Source organism: Buchnera aphidicola (Nurudea shiraii) (assembly GCA_039829955.1).
Taxonomy (GTDB): Bacteria; Pseudomonadota; Gammaproteobacteria; order Enterobacterales; family Enterobacteriaceae; genus Buchnera_B; species Buchnera_B aphidicola_AY.
In genome coordinates this window covers 265133-285443 of sequence record CP140035.1, presented here as the reverse complement: position 1 = coordinate 285443, position 20311 = coordinate 265133, and the positions used below count along the sequence as shown (strand labels likewise).

Sequence of the window (20311 nt, the reverse complement as noted above, 5' to 3'; positions counted from 1 at the left end):
TTCATTAATGATTTAAAATATAATATATATTAAAGTATGCTAATAGAACAATGTTGATAAAAGTTAATTATACATTCAACCATTTTTAAAAATTAAAATTATTAGAATTAATTTTTTTATTTCTATTTTATGTTTGTATTCTGTATAATTTAAAAATATATTTTATAAAAACGATATATATAGAAATTTAAATGGATTAAAGTACAACGTAATTTTGTATTTTTAAAATTCTCAATTAATAATTCGTAATGTGAATACTCATTATAATGTCATATTTTTATGTCAAAATCATTAAATGTTTTTAAACTCATTTATTATAATATTTATTTCTAAAATATATAATATTAATGTTTTATTTTAAATTTAATGACTACATTAAAAAAACGCCTTATACTTATATAAAATTATTCATTTTTAATTCATTAAAGGATTATAATATAATGATATCGCAATTATTTGTTAAAAAACCTCAAATAATTATCGCTTTAGATTTTTCTAATAAAATTAAAGCTTTAAAGTTAATCAATAGTCTTGATCCTAAATGTTTTGCATTAAAAATAGGAACGATAATGTTTACTTTATTCGGAATTCAATTTGTAAAAGAACTTCAAAAAAAAGGATTTAGAATTTTTTTAGATTTAAAGTTTTATGACATTCCAAATACAATATTTAAAACAATTCGAGCTATAGCAAATTTAGGTATATGGATGATTAGTATTCATATTTGTGGAGGAATTCAAATGCTTAAATCAGCTAAGTTAGCATTAAATTTCTGCTATGAAAAAAAACCATTGTTAATGGGTGTAACAGTACTTACGAGTTTAAATAATAACGATATTCGTAATGTAGGAGTTAATATGCTCATTAAAAACCATGTTTTAATATTATCAAAATTAGCAAAAAAATGTAACTTAGATGGAATTATTTGTCCTGGAAGTGAAGTGTTACACATAAAAAATAAATTAGGAGATATGCTAAAAATATTAACTCCTGGGATTCAATTCAATAATAATTCTCTTTGTGATCAAAAAAATGTAATTACCCCATGTATTGCTAAAAAATATAACATTGACTATATAGTAATAGGAAGAGCTATTACATCTTCTAAAAATCCCTTAAATGAACTTAAAAAAATCCAAATAGAGTTAAAAAATCCTAAGCAAAATTAACTGTCACTGTCTTCAATGATAAAATTTTTATGTTGTAAATCCGCATGATATGATGAGCGTACAAACGGTCCACAAAATGCTTTCTTAAAACCTATAGATAATGCTTCTTCTTTGAAGTGAAAAAATTCCAATGGATCAACATATCTTTGTACTGGAAGATGAAAAATACTAGGTTGAAGATATTGACCTAAAGTTAATATTTTTACACCATTATTAAATAAATCTTTCATTACTTGCACTATTTCTTTTTCTGTTTCTCCTAATCCTAACATCAATCCTGATTTAGTTGGAACATCTGGATTACTTTTTTTAAAATATCTTAATAATTTCAAAGAATTTTTGTAAATAGCTCCTGGTCTTATCAACTTATACAATCTTGGAACATTTTCTAAATTATGATTAAATATATCTGGAGGTGAAGAACTAATAATCTCAATAGCATTATCTAATGCACCTTTAAAATCTGGAACTAAAATTTCAATTATAATTTTTTTTTTGTTTCGAATAGCTTTAATACAATTTGAAAAATGTTCAGCTCCTTTATCTTTTAAATCATCTCGCACTACAGAAGTAATAACAACATGATTTATATTTAAATCTACTACAGATTGAGCTAATTGTTCTGGTTCCTTTAAATTAACACTTGATGGTTTTCCATGATTTACGGCACAAAAAGGACATTTTCGTGTACACATAGTACCAAGAATCATAAAGGTAGCGGTTCCCAAATTATAACACTCAGAAATATTAGGACATAATGCTTGTTCACAAACAGTATTTAATTTGTTTTTATTCAAAATATATTTGGTACTATGAATTGTACTCATATTAGATGGATACCTAATTTTAATCCAATCAGGTTTTTTTAAAATGTTTTTATTAAAATTAGACAAAAATTTTATTGGAATTTTTTTTTTATACATTGAGTTATATACATCCTTAATAATATTTTACTTTAATAAATTTTATTCTTTATAAATTTTTTATAAGACATTTTTTAAAACTACAATAAGAATATATTATACATATTTAAAATATATTTCAAAACTTTAAAAATTTAAATTTGTCCAGTCATCAATACGAAGTTATTGAAAATATTTTTTTATATTATTAAATAAAAGCGATTGAACTATTTTGAAGTTTAGATGAGGTTGAAAATCTACAATTTGAGTCATTTTTATATTGTTTCCGCAAGGATTAATATAATCAAATGGAGACAAATCCATATCAATGTTTAAAGCAATGCCATAAAAAGAACAACCTCGTATAATTTTAAAGCCAAAAGAACATATTTTTCTATTACTAACATATATTCCAGGAAATTTATTTAGTACATATGCATCAATAGAAAAATATTTTAAAGTAGACAATACTATTTTTTGTAATAACATAATAAAATCTTTAATTTTTAATTTTCTACGAACTAAATCTATTAAAAAATAAACAACCAATTGTCCTGGGCCATGATACGTTATTTTTCCACCTCTATTGCTGAACACAACAGGAATATATCTTGGAACAATCCAATCATATTTTTTTTCACTCACTCCAAGTGTAAAAACAGAATAATGTTGAACTAACCACACTTCATCTAATGAAAATTTATTTCGTGTAATAGTAAATTCTTGCATTCGATTTGAAACAACGTTAATATTACGTAATCCTAGGTTACGAATTTTTACCTTAAATTTCACAATTATTTAAAAACTCATTCAAATAGTATTTTGTTTTAAAATTGATAATATTAAATATTCAAAAAATTGAAAACTATTTTTTAAAAACATATCAATGCACACAACTTAAAATATAAAAATCAAATGTTAATAAACAAAATAGATCTTAAAGCTATAATAATAAATTCTACACCTATAGCCATCAATAACAAACCCATTATTCTAGTCATAATGTTAATTCCATTTTCTCCTATAAAATTAACAATTAATGGCGCAATTTTAAATAAACACCAACATAAAAATGAAAATAAAATAATGGTAATAGTACATCCTAAAGTATTTATCCAACTTGAATAATGTGTACTCCAAATTATAGTAGCACTAATAGCCCCTGGTCCTGCTATTAATGGCATAGCCAATGGTACAACTGCAATATTTTTAGTTAAATTATTTTTTAAATTTTTATTTTTACTATCTTTTATGCTGTCTATAAACTTTCCGCTAACCATTGAAAATGCAATAGAAATAATTAATATTCCTCCAGCAATACGAAAAGAGTTTAAAGAAATATTAAATAAATCTAAAATGACATTTCCGAATAACAACGAAAAAAACAAAATACAAATTACCGCTAAATTCGCAGTAAAGTTAGTTTTATTTCTCTCTTTTTTAGATTGAGTGTTAGTTATACTAGTAAAAATAGGAATCATACCAATAGGATTAACTAAGGCAAATAAACTGAAAAAGAAACTTATATATATAGAAAAATCAAAAATAGGAATATTCATATTTCACTCCAAAATTAATATAGATTTAATTAAAAATTAAAAAATGAACGAAATTAACGATATTTAATACAAAATTGATAATGATTTGTCAAAACAATTAAATATATTATGTTAATTTGTAAATTTGAAAATCTTGAATATGTTAAATTAATTTTAAATATGTTTAATTTATAATTATTTCACATAAGATCTTTTTTGATAAGATTTTATATAAAACATAAAATATCACTTGTATCATATATAATATTATTATGTTAAATCGGCTTTCCTATAATGCTTCTTGTTTCTATTTTAGCATCTATTACCATAATCTTAATAATGTCAGAAACAGTGTAATATTTTTCCCCCATGACATACACAATTCCTTTTTCTTGATCACAAATTAATTCATCTTTTGTATTATGCAAAAAAGAAGCTGGTACAAATACATTTGCTCCGTTTTCTAACAATTTAGTTTTCATTCCTCCTCGAAATATATCAACTATTTTAGCTTTAAAAATTTTATTTTTATAATTCTTATTTTTAAAAAAAATAATATATAACCAATTTTCTATATCTCGTTCTGCCATTCTTATTCGACGACGTTTGTCATTTATCTTGTTCAAGATATCACGTCTAGGAGAAAAAGCCTTTCCTTTTCCTGTAATGATTATTTTCAAAAGACGATGATTAATCATATCACTATATTTTCTAATAGGTGAGGTCCATGTAGCATATACTGGAAACCCTAAAGCAAAATGAGGACTTGGTATGTTATTGATTTCTGCAAAAGATAAAAGTTTTTTAATTCTGATATCAAGATAATCGTTTGAAACATTATCTAATATATTTTTAAGTTTACAAAATCCTTTTAAAGTATGAAGTTCATCTACATTAGATGAAATTCCAAATTCAGACAATAATTCCGTAATATACTTGAAATTACTAGGTTCAAAACCAGAATGTGTATTATATATTCCAAAACCTAATTTATCTGATAATAATCTTGCTGCACATACATTAGCAGCTATCATAGCTTCTTCGACAATTTTATGTGCTATTCGTCTCGGTTCAACATATATTTTCAATATTTCAAAAGTATTCGATAATTTAAAAACATATTCTGGACGTTCTTTAAATAACAGTGCATACTTTTTTCTCCATCGAGTACGTAAATTACATAATTCATGCAATAAATGTAATTGATTAGAAATTAAATCAGATTCTGGACGCCATGTTATTTTTTCCTTATGTTCTAACCAATCTGAAACAGAATCATAGGATAACTGTGCTTTAGACATGATCCATGCTAAAAAGAAATGAGTATTTTTATATAATATATTTCCACTGCAGTCAAATGAAATTTGACAAGCAATAACGGGACGACGCGTGTTTTTTTTTAATGAACATTTATTTTCAGACAAAATTTTAGGAAGCATAGGAATATTTAAACCAGGTAAATAATTAGTAAATGCCCTCTGTAACGCAATATTATCTAATGTACTTTCTAAAGAAACATAAGAAGTAGGATCAGAAATAGCTACAATTAAACTATAAATACCTGAAGAACTTTTTTTTATAAACACAGCATCATCAATATCTTTTGTAGAACAATGATCAATAGTAATGAAATGTAAATTAGTTAAATCTATCCTTTCGCTATTATTATCAAACACAATTTCATGAGCATTATATTTAGGTTCTGACATTTCCAATTTATGACGTGATAAAGTTACAATCCATGGAACTAATGGATTATGATTTTTTGCAACAAATTTTATTAATTTAACAGAAAATTGATTGTCGCCTTTTAATCTATGTTGAACTAAAACAGCCATTACCCAATCTCCATTTTGAATATTTTCTTTCAGAGAATCAAAATTTATACACATGATAGGTTCTTTCAAATATGGAAAATCAGGTTTTATATACACTTTTTCTTTAAGTCGTTGTATTTGACCAATAAAATGAGATAAAAAAGGTTCTATTAATTTTTCCGGATAAACAACTTCTCTAAAATTTTCAATTTTTATTTGAGCTATAATACGATCTCCATGCATTACTTTTCTCATATTCTTAGGAGGTATAAAATAACTAGTATTTGAATTAATTTCTAAAAATCCAAATCCTTTATTCGTGCTCCTTACTATTCCTTCTACACGAGGTATTTTAGAGTTCAACTTTCTTTTTAACTTCGAAAGTAGTGGGTGATTATGAAACATATTTATAAAACCTGTACGTAGTAAATGAAATAAAAATTAATTTTAATATTTTAAAATTAATAATATAAAACTTTTTAAAAATTATAAATTTTAAATTTATTTACAAATATATTTATTTTTCTAAAAAATTTGAAGTAGTAATGTTAAACCCCCCATCTACATAAATAATTTGTCCAGTAATACCTTTCGACAAATCAGAACATAAAAATGCTGCTGTATTTCCTATATCTTTGGTAGTTACTAAGTGAGCATAAGGAGTTAAAGTATTACTATGATTTAATATTTTATGAAAATTTTTAATTCCATAGGAAGATAATGTTCTTATTGGAGCAGATGAAATAGCATTTACTCTAATACCGTCAACTCCCATACTACTAGCCATATATCTAACATTTGACTCTAAAGAAGCTTTAGCAACACCCATTATGTTATAATTTAAAATTGCTCTTTTAGAACCTATATAACTCAAAGTTAAAAGAGAAGAATTTTTTCTTAACATAGATCGACATTCTTTTACCATTCCTACAAAACTATAAGAACTTATATCATGTACTTTTAAAAAATCATTTCTATTTATATTATTTACATAGTCTCCAGACATTTGATGTTTTGGAGAAAAAGCAATAGAATGTACTAATCCATCAAATCTTTTCCATTTTTTAGATATATTAAAAAATAAATTTTTAATGCTTTCATCGCTAGAAACATCACATGGAAATATAATTTTTACCCCTAATTCTTTTGATAAAGAACGTACTTTTTCTTTAACTTTATCTAAATGATATGTAAATGCTAAAGTAGCATTTTGTGAAATCATCGCTTTTGCTATTCCAAAAGCTATAGAATATCGATTTGTTATTCCTGTAATTAAAATCTTTTTACCTTTCATAAAACCCATACTTTTGAAACCTTATAAAAATTTTGAAATATTAAAACAATATAAAATTTTAAATAATTTTAATAATTCATAAATTACATGAATTATATACCATTATAACTTTTTCAAGATATTTCCAAGCTTGCAATTCTGGGTGTTTTTTTTTATATAATTTAAAAATTCTTGTTTTTTTAGTTTATTTATTTTTTTTATTGCTGACAATCTATTATTAGAAAAAATTTTTAATAACATATTTGGTCCATTTGAGTATGACACAATAGTAGCATACCTTAAAATTTCTAAATTATGAATTCCTGACAAGTTCTTTTCTTGTAAAATGTGAATGTATGCCGTTCCTATTTCAATATTAGTTTTAGGATTATATAAATCATAAATAGAAGGTTGACCTGATTTTCCCTGGAAACGATATACTTCTTTTCCTGCACTAAATTGCTTAATTTGCATTAATCCAATTGCTTTGGAACGACTAATAGCTTTTATATTTCCAGATGACTCAACACAAATAATAGATTTGACCAAATTGGGATCTACATTATATTTTTTGGAAGATTGTTGAATTATTTTAGAAAAAAAATTAACGAAATTAATTTTACAAAAATAATTATATGTCTGTTTTTCATAACACTTGCTAGGATTTTTTTCAAATGTTTTAAATCCAGAACATAATATCATATGAAAAATAATGAATACTATTAATATTTTTTTTTTAGAAATATCGTCATATATATAACTTTTATTTGAAATTAAATTTAACTAAATTATATAAAAACAATGAAATTTTTGCATATATTAGTATCTAAAAATGCAAAATTACTCTGTGATATGAATAAACATAGTATTTTCTTATTCGTGATATTGCTGATTTTTAAAATTTTTTGCTAATTTTGTTGATAACCCTAAATAATTCATTGGTGTTAATTGAATTAATTGTAATTTTTCTTCTTCTGGAATAGTTAAACTATTAATATAACTATGAATAATAGCTGAGTTAATTTTTTTTCCTTTTGTTAAAATTTTCAATTGATCATAAGCATTTCTTATTCCATATTTGCACATAATGGTATGAATAGGTTCTGCTAATATTTCCCAATGTTTATCTAAATCTTCTAATAGTTGTACTTCATTCACTTTTAATTTTCGTATTCCAGTTATAAAAGAATCATACGCTATAATTGAATATGCTATTGCTGATCCTATATTTCGTAAAACTGTAGAATCACTTAAATCTCTTTGCCAACGTGAAATTGGTAATTTATTAATAAAATAACCAATCATAGCATTTGCAAGACCTAAATTGCCTTCAGAGTTTTCAAAATTAATAGGATTTATTTTATGTGGCATGATAGACGATCCGACTTCATTATGATTATTTTTTTGAATAAAATAATTTAAAGAAATATATCCCCACATATCCTGATTAAAATTGATTAAAATTGTGTTAACTCTTGATATGCAACTAAAGAATTCTGAGATATAATCATGTGGCTCAATCTGAGTAGTATAAGGATTCCAAATTAATCCAAGAGATAAAACAAAATCTTGACTAACTTGATGCCAATTAATACTAGGATAAGCGGCATAATGTGCATTGTAATTCCCAGTAGAACCATTCATTTTTCCTAATAAGTTTATATTTTTCAATTGTCTTAATTGACGTTCTATCCTGTAAGAAAAATTAGCCATTTCTTTTCCGATAGTAGATGGAGTAGCTGGTTGGCCATGAGTACGTGATAAAATAGGAAAGTTATAGTAATTAGATATAATTTTCTTTATTTCTTTTATAATATTTTTCCAACGTGGAATAATTATTTTATCTCTAGCAGTTTTTAGCATGAGTGAATAAGCTAAATTATTTATATCTTCTGAAGTACATAAAAAATGTACGAAATTAATAATCTTATGTTGTCCTAATATTTTAAAAAGCTTATCTTTCAAAAAATATTCGATAGATTTTACATCATGATTAATAGTTTTTTCTAATTTTTTTATATTTTGAGCATCATTTTCACTAAAATTATCTATGATTTCATCAAGATAACAATTAATTACTACATTTTCGTTTAAAGATGTTTTTATTTCATGTAATTCTAATAATTTCTTGAGCCATAATAACTCAACTTTTACGCGAAATTTTAAAAATGCATATTCACTAAAAATATCTCGTAATTTAGTAGTATGACTACTATAACGTCCATCAATAGGTGAAATAGCAGTAAGAGATGACAATATCATTATATATTTACCTATTTTGAAGTATACAATATAAATTTATAATTAAAAGTTAAAAAAATTTTTTTTAAATACATTATTAGCTTGACTATATATCTGATTTTTACAAAACACAAGTTGCAAAAAACTTCCACCAACTTGCTTCCATAAAACAACTGATCTGATTCCTGATAGTAATGCACAGCGAATTTTATTTTGTACTAATATGTCTTTTAATACTTTATGTGAACCAAATATTTTTATACGTGAACCTAGCTTACTAAAAACACTTAAATATATTTTAGATAGTTGATCAGACAATATATCATATGAATTAATACAATTTATATTTTTTTGAACTAGTTCAGAAATTTGTTTAAATAACATCTCACTATAAAAGATATTTTTTTTTAATTTTTTTTCTAGAATAATTATTCTCATTATATAACGCAACATTCTTCCTGAAACTTTATAACTATTAGAATTATTTAATAAAGATAATAATGTCGTTATACCTAATTTTAAATTTTTTTCTGAATTTCCATAAACAGATAATGTAGTTTCAGGATTTATATTTAATATACTATTGATACTAATTTTAAATGCATCATAATTACATATCCCAGTTTGAGATAACTGACAAACAATAGAAATAGATTGAAATATTCCAGAAAGAGATAACATAATTGAATAGAAGTTTTTATTCACAAATTATACTTTTCCTAAAGTTTGAAATAAAATGATTTTTAAAGCGTTAACATTGGTAATCTTTCTCTAATAATTCCTCCTCCAAGACATATTTCAGATAAATAAAATACTGCAGATTGTCCTGGAGTAATTGAAGATATGGGATGTTTAAATAATACTTTTAAAAATTTCTTTCTATATAAAGATATTTGGCACGAAACGTCTTTATGACAAGATCGTATTTTTACTGAACATAAAAAAGGATTATTTAATTTTATATTATTAATCCAATGCAATTTATATGCTATTAATCCTATAGACATTAAATAACAATTATTTATACCTTGAGAAACCATTAAAGTATTACATACTATATCTTTTTTAACTACATACCATGGAATGTTTTTTATCCCTTTTATTCCCCCTATACCTAATCCTTTTCTTTGCCCTAAAGTATAATGCATTAATCCTTTATGTTTACCTATGACTTCTTTGTGAGGAGTAATTATATTTCCTTTTTTTTGAAAAATATAATTTCTCAAAAAATTATTAAAATTTTTAGGATTAATAAAACAAATTCCAGTAGAACTTTTCTTATCAGATACAATTAAATTCAAATGTTTAGCTATTTTTCGAACAATATTTTTAGTTAACTGACCTAACGGAAATAAACATTTCTTTAGCACTTTTTTATTAATAGCATATAAAAAATAACTTTGATCTTTGCTTAAGTCTATACCTCTTAATAAACAAAAAGATCCATTAATCTTTTTTTGACATACATAGTGACCAGTAGCAATAAAATCTGCTTGTAAATTGTTAGTAGCAAACTCATAAAATATTTTAAATTTTATTTCTTTATTACATAATATATCAGGATTAGGAGTTCTTCCTAACTTATATTCCTTTATAAATTTTTTAAATACATTGTTCCAATATTCAAAAGAAAAATTTACTTTGTTTAAATGTATACCTAATTGGTTACAAACATTTTCGGCATCTTCTAAATCTTTCTTGGAAGAGCAATAAACTTTATTATTATTTTCTTCCCAGTTCTTCATAAATAACCCTTCTACATGATAATTCTGCTGTTTTAAAATCCATGCAGATACAGAAGAGTCCACACCACCAGACATAGCCAAAATTACTTTCTTCTTTGATTTTAACATGTTTTTAATTTTAAAAGATTATTCTATTGAATAATTATGCATAGATCGTTAATTTAAATGGATAAAACATCCAACATAAAATATTATATATTATATATAAACTAATTTGAAGATAATTTCTACTATATAAATATATATATTTACTACAAATAAAATACAAATATTTTAATTTTTATGACTTTAAAAAATCATTGATAAAAAAATTAAATTATATATAGCAAATTTAATTTTTTTAAATACTGATTTAATTTAAAATAACAATATCTTGCCATATTAAAAGCGATATAAAATCAAATGAAAGAAATAAGAAATTTTTGCATTATTGCTCACGTTGACCACGGAAAATCAACAATTTCTGATAGATTAATCCAAATTTGCGGAGGATTATCAGAAAGAGAAATGTGTTCTCAAGTATTAGATTCAATGGAATTAGAAAAAGAAAGAGGAATTACAATTAAAGCTCGTAATGTTACGATACAATACAAATCAATTAAAAACAAAATTTATCAATTAAATTTTATTGATACCCCTGGACATGTAGATTTCTCATATGAAGTATCACGTTCTTTATCTGCTTGTGAAGGAGTATTATTAGTTGTAGATTCAGCGCAAGGAGTAGAAGCTCAAACTGTATCTAATTGTCATAAAGCATTAAATATGAATTTAAAAATTATACCTGTATTAAATAAAATTGATTTACCTAATTCTAATCCTAAAAAAGTAAAAAAAGACATAGAAGAAATTATAGGAATTTCTACCAATAATGCAGTATATTGCTCAGCAAAAACTGGAGAAGGCATTATTGATCTATTAGAATGTATTATTCGTGATATTTCTCCTCCAAAAGGAAACATCTATGATAATTTACAAGCCTTAATTATTGATTCTTGGTTTGATGACTATTTAGGAGTAGTATCTTTAATATGCGTAAAAAATGGAGTGCTTAAAAAAAAATCTAAAATTAAAATTATGAGCACAGGAAAAGTTTATTTGGTAGAAAAAATAGGTATATTTACTCCTAAAAAAATAAAAAAGGACTTATTAAAATGCGGAGAAATAGGTTGGGTAATATGTGGAATTAAAAATACTTCTGGAGCTCCTGTAGGAGATACTTTAACATCTTTTGAAAGTCCATCAACATATGTATTATCAGGATTCGAAAAAATTAAACCTAAAATTTATGCAGGTTTATTCACTATGCAATCAAATCAATTTAAAATTTTTAAAAATGCACTAAAAAAATTAAGCTTAAATGATTCATCTTTATTTTACGAATTGGAAACTTCTGTAGCATTAGGATTTGGATTTAGATGTGGTTTTCTAGGATTATTACATATGGAAATCATAAAAGCTAGGTTAGAAAGAGAATATGACCTTAAAATAATAACTACACAACCTACTGTCATATATAAAGTGGTTACTAATGATGATAAAACATTCTTTTTAGACTCTCCGTCAAAATTACCTAAAACAAACGTAATAAAAGAAATTCAAGAACCTATAGCTAAATGTAAAATTTTACTTCCAACTAAATACTTAGGTAATATATTATCATTATGCTCAGAAAAAAGAGGAATACAAAATGATTTAATTTATTACGGAAATCAAGTATTATTAGATTATAATATCCCTATGTCAGAAATTATATCAAATTTCTTTGATCAACTTAAATCAAAATCTAGTGGATACGCCTCATTAGAATATAATTTTGAATCATATCAATTTTCCGATATGCAAAAATTAGAAATATTAATCAATCATCAAGTAATTGATGCTTTATCATTTATTGTTCACAAAAAAAAATTAGCTTTTCAAGGACGTAAAATAGTAGAAAAAATACAAAAATTAATTCCAAGACATCAATTTGACATTATCATTCAAGCAGTAATAGGAAAAAAAATTATTGCAAGATCTACTATCAAACAATTAAGAAAAAATGTTATAGAAAAATGTTATGGAGGAGATATAACTAGAAAAAAGAAATTATTAGAAAAACAAAAAGCTGGAAAGAAAAAAATGAAAAGAATAGGAAATATAAATATACCTCAAGAAATTTTTTTTATTTGTATTAAATAATAAATTTAACTAAAATTAAAAACGAGAAATCTTATGAACAACGATAATATAATTATATTGTTATTTATATTTGTATGGATTACTGGGATATTTTGGGTGTTAAAAAAAATAAAAATAAGCTTAAAAAAAAAACAAAATATATGGAACTACGAAAATTAATAAAATATTTATATATTTTAATAATTTAATTCAGTTAGTAGCATCTTGGTTTCCCTTTTTTCTTGTATTGTTTGTAATTCGATCGTTTTTATATGAACCGTTTAAAATTTCGTCTGAATCAATGATGCCTACATTGCTATCAGGTGATCTAATATTAGTACAAAAATTTTCTTATGGAATCAAAAATCCTATTACTCATTCTAAATGGATTAATATAAGTTGTCCTAAACATGGTGACATAGTAGTTTTCAAATATCCTCTAAATACTCATATAAATTATATTAAACGAGTAATTGGATTACCCGGAGATAAAATTATATATAATTCATTATCTAAAAATTTAATTGTACAGTTTAAAAATTCTAATAAAAAATTTTTACTGCCTCATACAAATATAACACCTAGTAACTTTATTCAAGAGATTAAAAATTATACTCAATATTCCTTTTTTGATAATTACTACAAGAAATATGAAAATGTTAAAAATATCTTTTTTCGTTTAAATACGTGTACAGAAAAATTAAAAAATTTAAGATATAATATTCTATTTTCAAAGGAAATACTTGATAAAAAAAATATGTATTTTCAACAAATCAACCAAAAAAAAGGAGTATGGATTGTTCCAAAAAACATGTATTTTGTAATGGGTGATAATAGAGATAATAGCTTAGATAGTAGATATTGGGGATTTGTTTCAGATAATAACTTAATAGGAAAAGCTACTATCATATGGATGAGTTTTGAAAAAATAAATAAAAACTGGATAAAAAGTATTAAAATTAATCGAATTGGAAGTATATATTAAAATGATTCAAAATAAATTAATATTCTTTATTACTTTAATATATACAAAATTATTGTCTAATGCAAAAACTATTAAATTAGTGTGATTACCACAAACATGAATTATAATGTAATACAAAAATTACAAAAAATTTTAGGATATACTTTTTCTAGAAAAAAACTATTAATTCAAGCATTAACTCATAGAAGTGCAAATAAAAAACATAACGAAAGACTAGAATTTTTAGGAGATTCTATTTTAAGTTTCGTAATAGCTAACGCTCTTTACCATGATTTTCCTGATGTTAATGAAGGAGATATGAGTCGAATGAGAGCAACATTAGTAAGAGGTAATACCTTAGCACAAATAGCAAACGAATTTAATTTAGGTTATTATTTGCAGTTAGGACAAGGTGAATTAAAAAGTGGTGGTTTTAAAAGAGAATCAATTTTAGCAAATACAATAGAAGCTATCATAGGAAGTATATTTTTAGATAGTAATCTAAATATAGTAGAAAAATTAATTTTGAAATGGTATAAAAAAAGACTAGAAATAATTAGTCCTGGAGATACTCAAAAAGATCCAAAAACTAGATTACAAGAACATTTACAATCAAAACATTTACCTCTACCTGAATATGTAGTAAAAAAAGTATATGGAGAAGCGCATAATCAATTATTTACTATTTATTGTGAAATTACTGGGATACACGAAAAATCAATTGGAATTGGATCAAGTCGAAGAAAAGCAGAACAAGAAGCTGCTCAAAGCGCATTAATAAAATTGGGGTTAGAGTGAAACAAATAATCTATTGTGGTACTATTTCAATAGTTGGAAAACCAAACGTTGGAAAATCAACAATTATTAATAAATTAGTCAAATCTAAAATTTCTATAGTTTCAAAAAGACCACATACTACTCAAAAAAATATTATTGGTGTTCAAAATTATGACATTTTTCAAGCAATTTATATAGATACACCTGGAATTTCCCATAAAGCTCTTGACTTTATGAAAAAAAGAAAATATTACCATATTAATAAGTTATGCAATAATTCAGAAGTAGTATTATTTATTTTAGATGCAATTACTTGGACATTAGAAGATGATTTAGTATTTAATACTATTAAATATACCACTACTCCTATCATAGTCATTATTAATAAAAATGATAAAATTTCTAATAAAAAAGTATTGCTACCATATATAGATTTTTTAAGAAAAAAACATTCTTTTGAACAAATTTTACCTATCTCAGGAAAAACAGGAGAAAACGTCGATTTGCTATCGCGTATAGTTCAAAATATGTTACCAAAGTCTAAACCAAAAATTTTAAATAACAAAATTACAGATTGTAGTTTAAATTTTAAAATAGAAGAAATAATTCGAGAAAAATTTATATTTTACCTAGGAAATGAACTTTCTTATTCAATACAAGTTTCATTAGAAAATATTAACGTTAATAAAAAAGGAATGCACATTATAAAAGCAGCAATATTTGTAAAAAATAATCAACATAAAAAAATTGTTATTGGAAAACACGGAAAAAAAATAAAGTTATGCAGTACTATAGCTAGACAAGAACTAGAAAAACATTTCAAAACTCCAGTATATTTATCATTATTTGTAACTAAAAATAAAAAATATATTTCTATTTAAATAAAACATTTATTTTAATGCATATTTTAAAATATGAAATTTATTTATAAACATTTAAATAATGAAATTTTTTTAAAACCATATAAAAAAAAGAAAAGTGAAAATATAAAAATTTTATGAGCATTATTGGAATAGGAATAGATATTTTATCTATTAAAAGAATAAAAAAAATCGTTCAAAAATTAGAAAAAAAATTTTCGAATCGTATACTATCTAAATATGAACTGACAGAATATAAAAAAAGCAAAAATCCTGTTTTATTTTTAGCAAAAAGATTTTCTACAAAAGAAGCAGCTTCAAAAGCATTAGGTACGGGAATTAAAAACGGAATAAAATTTAATAATTTTGAATTATATCACGACTATTTAGGAAAACCACATCTTAAATTATTAAAAAAAGCAAAGATACTTTCGAAAAATTTAAATATAAACTCAATTTACGTCAGTTTAAGTGATGAAAAATTATATGTTACTTCTATCGTAATCATTGAAACATGAAATAATATATTTAAATATTATTTCTTCCTTTTATATTTAAAAAAAAATTTTAATATATTCTTACAATCTTCGTGTAAAACGTTTTTTGTGATTTCTATTTTGTTTTTTCTTATTTTTTTTAAATAAATTGCATTAAAATAATTATAACTTTTTTTATTTTTATAACTTGTACCAAATACTAATCTCGAAATTCTACTATGTATTATTGCTCCATAACACATAAAACAAGGTTCTAATGTAACATATAAAGTCGTACTAATTAAACGATAGTTCTTTAAAAATGCTCCTCCTGAACGTAATGCTATTATTTCAGCATGAGCAGTAGGATCATGTTGTGAAATAGAACTATTTGATCCTTTTCCAATAATAATATTATTTAAAACTAGTACCGCTCCAACAGGAACTTCTTCTTTTATTTCAGCTAATTTCGCACAATCAAGAGCTTTTTTCATAAAGTATGTATCATAAACATTCATATTTTTCTCAAACGCATGATATTAATTAAAATTAAATATATTAATTAACGTATCTTTTTAAAGATTTTAATTTTCTCTAAATTCCATTGAGCTTGTTTTTTCTCTTCACGTTTATCATGTTGTGTTTTTCCTTTTGCAATAGCTATTTTCATTTTACACCAATTGTTTTTTAAAAAACATGATAATGTTATTATAGTATAACCACTTTTATACATTTTTTGATATAAAAACATAATTTCATGTTTATTAAGCAATATTTTTCTATCTCTGTTAAATATACATGATGAATATGATTGAGTTGTAGGAAGAGCATTAAATTGAGCCCCAATTAGGTAAAATTCACCTGAATTAAAAGATATATAACTATCGCTAATATTTATATTTCCTGATTTAAAAGCTTTTACTTCCCAACCCAATAAAACTAAACCTACTTCTAAAGTTTCTTTAATAAAATATTTATATTTTGCTTTTTTATTAAAAGCGATTTTTGTAATTAAATTGTTATATTTTTTTCTTTCTATCATAAAATTTCATCCTTTGTAATATATAAAGTATTTTATAATAATTGTTTTTATGATTAATTCAAATAAATTTAATTATTCTAACTAAATATTATAAATATCTCAAAATAAAAATTACAAAAATATATTATGAAACCTATTAAAGTGCTCGTTGTATATGCATTAAAAAATAAACAATACATAAAAAAAATAAAACTTAAAGATAAAGTCTCTGTCAAAGAAGCTATTATATTTTCTAAAATTTTAGATCTCATAAAAATAAACATTAACAACAACAATGTAGGAATATATGGTGAAATAGTTAATTTAAAAGATTTAGTAAACAATGGAGATCGAATTGAAATTTATAGACCATTATTAGTAAATCCTAGAGAATTAAGGCGAAGAAAGATGTTATTAAAAAATAAAAAATAAGATAATATCCTTGCAGAATAAAACGTATAATAAGAATACTATATTTTCTGCAAGAAAATAGTAAATGTTATTATTTCAAAAGTGTTATTTTTATGATTTAGAAACTATAACCATTGCTGGACGTAATAATCTACCATTTAACAAATATCCTACTTGCATAATTGAAACAACATAGTTTTCTTCTATATTTTTAAAATTTTGCGTAGCCATAGCTTGATGTATGTCAGGATTAAATGGAATTTTTGATTTTTTTATTTCTTTTAAACCAAATTCTCGCAATAATTTTAAAAAAGAATTTAATAAATCTTGTAACTTAATAAATATAGGATTTAAGATTTTATCTTCTTTATCAAATAATTTTAATGAACGTTCAATATTATCAATAATAGGAAGCAATGCATTAATAAAATTACTTAAAGAAAATTTATAAGTATTTTCAATATCTTTATCTGTTCTATGTCTATATAATTTTATTTTTTCTCTTGATAATAACGTTTTATCTAACATGTTTTTCTCAAGATCTTTAATTTTCTTATTAAGTATACTGATATCTTGAATATAGTTAGTATTATCTTCTAAAATTATATCATCGCATTTTAAATTTTCATTATTATTACGATCATTATGCTTTAATAATTGATCTTCCATATTTATACTCCAAAAATAAAGTATTGCATATTTTGAAAAATTTTCTATATTTTTTAAAATGACATGTATATTGTTAATAAAATAAAACTTATATTAGTATTTTAAAAATCTCGAACTAATGGTGATTTATAAGAAATTCCCATATCCCAGGGTTGTTCAATCCAAACTTTTTGAGGTATATCTATAACATATTTATCTACTAATAGTTTTCCCATTGGTTTAGAAAAAATGGCAACAAAAGTAGCTTTGGGATATATATGTCGAATTACTTGACCTGTTCCTCCAGTATCTACCAAGTCATCAACTACGATTATTTTTGATTCATTTAATTTAGTCATAGACGCATATTTTAAAATTCTTAAATCACGTAAATTATTATGGTCATAACTGGATATACATATAGTATCTATAAATCTAATATTTAATTCTCTTGCTAACAGTGCTGACGGAATTAACCCCCCCCTGCTAACTGCAATAATACCATCCCATTGTGTCGCTGGAAGTAACTTATAAGCTAATTTTCTAGCATAAATTTGTAGCATATCCCAAGTAACAATGTATTTCTTACTCATATAAACTCACAATAACGTAATTTTATATAATTTTTTGAACTAAACAAAAAATTACCAGATTTATGCTAAAATTATTTTTCAATATTTTAAAACAAAATTAGATAAAAAATTAAAAACTTTAAATTTTCATATTGATAATAGTTTGTGTAATTTCTAACAATAAAAACTTTTTAATTATTTTAAAGAATATTAACTATTAAATAAAAGCTCACATGTTTAAAGTTAATATTGTTTTATTTATAATGTATTATTTTAATAGTTTTATTTATTTGTCAATTATAATTTTATTTTTAAAAATAATTATTTAGGAGAGAAGATATGTTATGATTTTAAAATCTAAAACCGGTGCGGACGGGATTCGAACCCGTGACCCCCGGCGTGACAAGCCGGTATTCTAACCTACTGAACTACCGCACCATAATACTACTAACTCTAATAAAATTATATAATTTAATTTTATTTCTGTCAATACAGTTTCATATTACTTTTTATTTATCCAAATACACTTTCCTGATGTTTTAATCATATGTTTTAAATATGCGTTATGATTAACAATATCTTGCTTTGTTGCTGAAAAAAATTTTAGATTAATATTATTAGAAGATTTAAATTTGCTCTTATTTTGAAAATAAGAGTTACTTTCTATAGAAAACGGCAAAGGCTCTTGACGATTTGTCATAAATATATATACTTTAGCTAATAGCTGAGCATCGTGAATTGCGCTATGAATATTTCTTTTATATGTACTAATCTTATATCGTGAACATAAAGCGTCTAAAGTATTTTTTTTACCTGGAAACATTCTTCTTGCTATTGTCAATGTATCGGTAACATTACACAGATCCAAAATATTTTTAATATGTAAATCTAACATACTTAATTCATAGTTAATAAAACCAACATCAAATTTAGAATTATGAATAATTAATTCAGAACCTTCAATATATTTTAAAAAATTTTGAGCTATTTCAAAAAATTTAGGCTTATTTAATAAAAAATCATTAGAAATACCGTGAATTTTAAAAGCACTTTCTTCAATTAATCTGTTAGGGCAAATGTATGAATGAAAATCATTTCCTGTAACGCAATTATCAACAATTTCTACTGCTCCTATTTCTATTATTTTATGAGAATCATAAAAACGTCCTGAAAAATTAATTCCAGTTGTTTCAGTATCTAAAACAATTTTTCTTTTTTTTTTCATATATTTTATAAATTATAGTTATGAGGAAATACAAGTATGTTACCTTATATTAAATTATTTTCAGATGGATCATGTTTAAAAAATCCTGGACCAGGAGGATATAGTTCAATTATTAAATATAATCAATACGAACTAATTATTAGTTCAGGTTTTTATTGCACTACAAACAATCGTATGGAATTGATGGGAGTTATAAAAGCTTTAGAAAAACTTAAAAAACCATGTATTATTGAAATTTTTACTGATAGCCAATATGTAAAAAATGGAATCGTACTTTGGATAAAAAAATGGAAATTAAATAATTGGAAAACTACACATAATAAAAAAGTTAAAAATATTGATTTATGGTTAAGATTAAGCAATATTTCATATTTGCATCAAATCACTTGGAAATGGATAAAAGGTCATTCAGGGCATATAGAAAATGAAAAATGTAATACTTTAGCACAAAATTCTGCTAAACATCCTACTTCGGAAGATATTGGATATATATCATAATTTTAAAATAC

General features: G+C 23.6%; 22 protein-coding genes and 1 tRNA gene. 8 read left to right on the top strand and 15 right to left on the bottom strand.

The window, feature by feature from the left end; all coding sequences use genetic code 11:
- The first annotated feature begins 440 nt into the window (after positions 1-440).
- The gene (gene pyrF / locus U0T63_01265; protein XBC39463.1) at positions 441-1169 is read left to right on the top strand and encodes an orotidine-5'-phosphate decarboxylase; all 729 of its coding nucleotides are present in this window, start codon (positions 441-443) and stop codon (positions 1167-1169) included.
- On the opposite strand, the gene lipA is transcribed toward pyrF, so the two are convergent.
- The 9 genes from lipA to mnmA all read right to left on the bottom strand — a co-directional run bounded on the left by lipA (position 1166) and on the right by mnmA (position 10793).
- The gene (gene lipA / locus U0T63_01260) at positions 1166-2092 is read right to left on the bottom strand and encodes a lipoyl synthase (protein ID XBC39462.1); all 927 of its coding nucleotides are present in this window, start codon (positions 2090-2092) and stop codon (positions 1166-1168) included. The two genes, pyrF and lipA, sit on opposite strands and share 4 nt — an antisense overlap.
- A 162-nt stretch (positions 2093-2254) precedes the next feature.
- Positions 2255-2863 (bottom strand): lipoyl(octanoyl) transferase LipB, encoded by a 609-nt coding sequence (lipB, locus tag U0T63_01255; GenBank protein XBC39461.1) that lies wholly within the window; start codon positions 2861-2863, stop codon positions 2255-2257.
- 119 nt (positions 2864-2982) lie between these two features.
- Entirely contained in the window at positions 2983-3630 is a 648-nt protein-coding gene (locus tag U0T63_01250) for a YchE family NAAT transporter (protein ID XBC39460.1), read from the bottom strand.
- Between the two features lie 254 nt (positions 3631-3884).
- Complete coding sequence (locus U0T63_01245; GenBank protein ID XBC39459.1) at positions 3885-5831, bottom strand: exoribonuclease II; 1947 nt, start codon at positions 5829-5831, stop codon at positions 3885-3887.
- A gap of 112 nt (positions 5832-5943) precedes the next feature.
- On the bottom strand, positions 5944-6729 hold the full coding sequence (locus U0T63_01240; protein ID XBC39458.1) for an SDR family oxidoreductase: 786 nt from the start codon (positions 6727-6729) through the stop codon (positions 5944-5946).
- 93 nt (positions 6730-6822) lie between these two features.
- A complete protein-coding gene (locus tag U0T63_01235; protein ID XBC39457.1) occupies positions 6823-7401 on the bottom strand; it encodes a transglycosylase SLT domain-containing protein in 579 nt (192 codons plus the stop codon).
- A gap of 171 nt (positions 7402-7572) precedes the next feature.
- Complete coding sequence (gene purB / locus U0T63_01230; GenBank protein ID XBC39456.1) at positions 7573-8961, bottom strand: adenylosuccinate lyase; 1389 nt, start codon at positions 8959-8961, stop codon at positions 7573-7575.
- Positions 8962-9003: 42 nt separating this feature from the next.
- On the bottom strand, positions 9004-9645 hold the full coding sequence (locus tag U0T63_01225; GenBank protein ID XBC39455.1) for a DUF489 family protein: 642 nt from the start codon (positions 9643-9645) through the stop codon (positions 9004-9006).
- 38 nt (positions 9646-9683) lie between these two features.
- The gene (gene mnmA, locus U0T63_01220) at positions 9684-10793 is read right to left on the bottom strand and encodes a tRNA 2-thiouridine(34) synthase MnmA (GenBank protein XBC39454.1); all 1110 of its coding nucleotides are present in this window, start codon (positions 10791-10793) and stop codon (positions 9684-9686) included.
- Positions 10794-11087: 294 nt separating this feature from the next.
- Here mnmA and lepA point away from each other — a divergent pair, with 294 nt between their 5' ends.
- The 5 genes from lepA to acpS all read left to right on the top strand — a co-directional run bounded on the left by lepA (position 11088) and on the right by acpS (position 15967).
- Positions 11088-12869, top strand: a complete 1782-nt coding sequence (lepA, locus tag U0T63_01215; GenBank protein XBC39453.1) for a translation elongation factor 4 — start codon at positions 11088-11090, stop codon at positions 12867-12869.
- 226 nt (positions 12870-13095) lie between these two features.
- Positions 13096-13833, top strand: a complete 738-nt coding sequence (gene lepB / locus U0T63_01210; protein ID XBC39452.1) for a signal peptidase I — start codon at positions 13096-13098, stop codon at positions 13831-13833.
- Positions 13834-13929: 96 nt separating this feature from the next.
- Entirely contained in the window at positions 13930-14610 is a 681-nt protein-coding gene (gene rnc / locus U0T63_01205; GenBank protein ID XBC39451.1) for a ribonuclease III, read from the top strand.
- Complete coding sequence (gene era, locus U0T63_01200; protein ID XBC39450.1) at positions 14607-15470, top strand: GTPase Era; 864 nt, start codon at positions 14607-14609, stop codon at positions 15468-15470. The genes rnc and era overlap by 4 nt, the downstream gene beginning before the upstream one ends.
- Before the next feature lie 116 nt (positions 15471-15586).
- Positions 15587-15967, top strand: a complete 381-nt coding sequence (acpS, locus tag U0T63_01195; protein ID XBC39449.1) for a holo-ACP synthase — start codon at positions 15587-15589, stop codon at positions 15965-15967.
- A gap of 17 nt (positions 15968-15984) precedes the next feature.
- On the opposite strand, the gene tadA is transcribed toward acpS, so the two are convergent.
- Positions 15985-16443 (bottom strand): tRNA adenosine(34) deaminase TadA, encoded by a 459-nt coding sequence (gene tadA, locus U0T63_01190; protein ID XBC39448.1) that lies wholly within the window; start codon positions 16441-16443, stop codon positions 15985-15987.
- A 44-nt stretch (positions 16444-16487) separates the two neighbouring features.
- Positions 16488-16967 carry an SsrA-binding protein SmpB gene (gene smpB / locus U0T63_01185; GenBank protein ID XBC39447.1) on the bottom strand — a complete coding sequence of 160 codons (480 nt, stop codon included), beginning with the start codon at positions 16965-16967 and terminating at the stop codon, positions 16488-16490.
- Positions 16968-17093: 126 nt separating this feature from the next.
- Between smpB and U0T63_01180 the strand changes: the two genes are divergently transcribed.
- On the top strand, positions 17094-17378 hold the full coding sequence (locus U0T63_01180; GenBank protein ID XBC39446.1) for an RnfH family protein: 285 nt from the start codon (positions 17094-17096) through the stop codon (positions 17376-17378).
- Between the two features lie 90 nt (positions 17379-17468).
- Here the strand turns inward: U0T63_01180 and grpE are convergent, their stop codons facing one another.
- From grpE to dnaQ, 4 genes are all read right to left on the bottom strand, one after another.
- Positions 17469-18026: a nucleotide exchange factor GrpE gene (gene grpE, locus U0T63_01175; protein ID XBC39445.1), complete on the bottom strand. Its 558-nt coding sequence runs from the start codon at positions 18024-18026 to the stop codon at positions 17469-17471.
- Between the two features lie 101 nt (positions 18027-18127).
- Entirely contained in the window at positions 18128-18598 is a 471-nt protein-coding gene (gene gpt / locus U0T63_01170) for a xanthine phosphoribosyltransferase (GenBank protein ID XBC39444.1), read from the bottom strand.
- Between the two features lie 343 nt (positions 18599-18941).
- Positions 18942-19015 (bottom strand) — tRNA-Asp (locus U0T63_01165).
- Between the two features lie 64 nt (positions 19016-19079).
- Positions 19080-19802, bottom strand: a complete 723-nt coding sequence (dnaQ, locus tag U0T63_01160; GenBank protein XBC39443.1) for a DNA polymerase III subunit epsilon — start codon at positions 19800-19802, stop codon at positions 19080-19082.
- 36 nt (positions 19803-19838) lie between these two features.
- Between dnaQ and rnhA the strand changes: the two genes are divergently transcribed.
- Complete coding sequence (gene rnhA, locus U0T63_01155) at positions 19839-20300, top strand: ribonuclease HI (GenBank protein ID XBC39442.1); 462 nt, start codon at positions 19839-19841, stop codon at positions 20298-20300.
- The last annotated feature ends 11 nt before the right edge of the window (positions 20301-20311 follow it).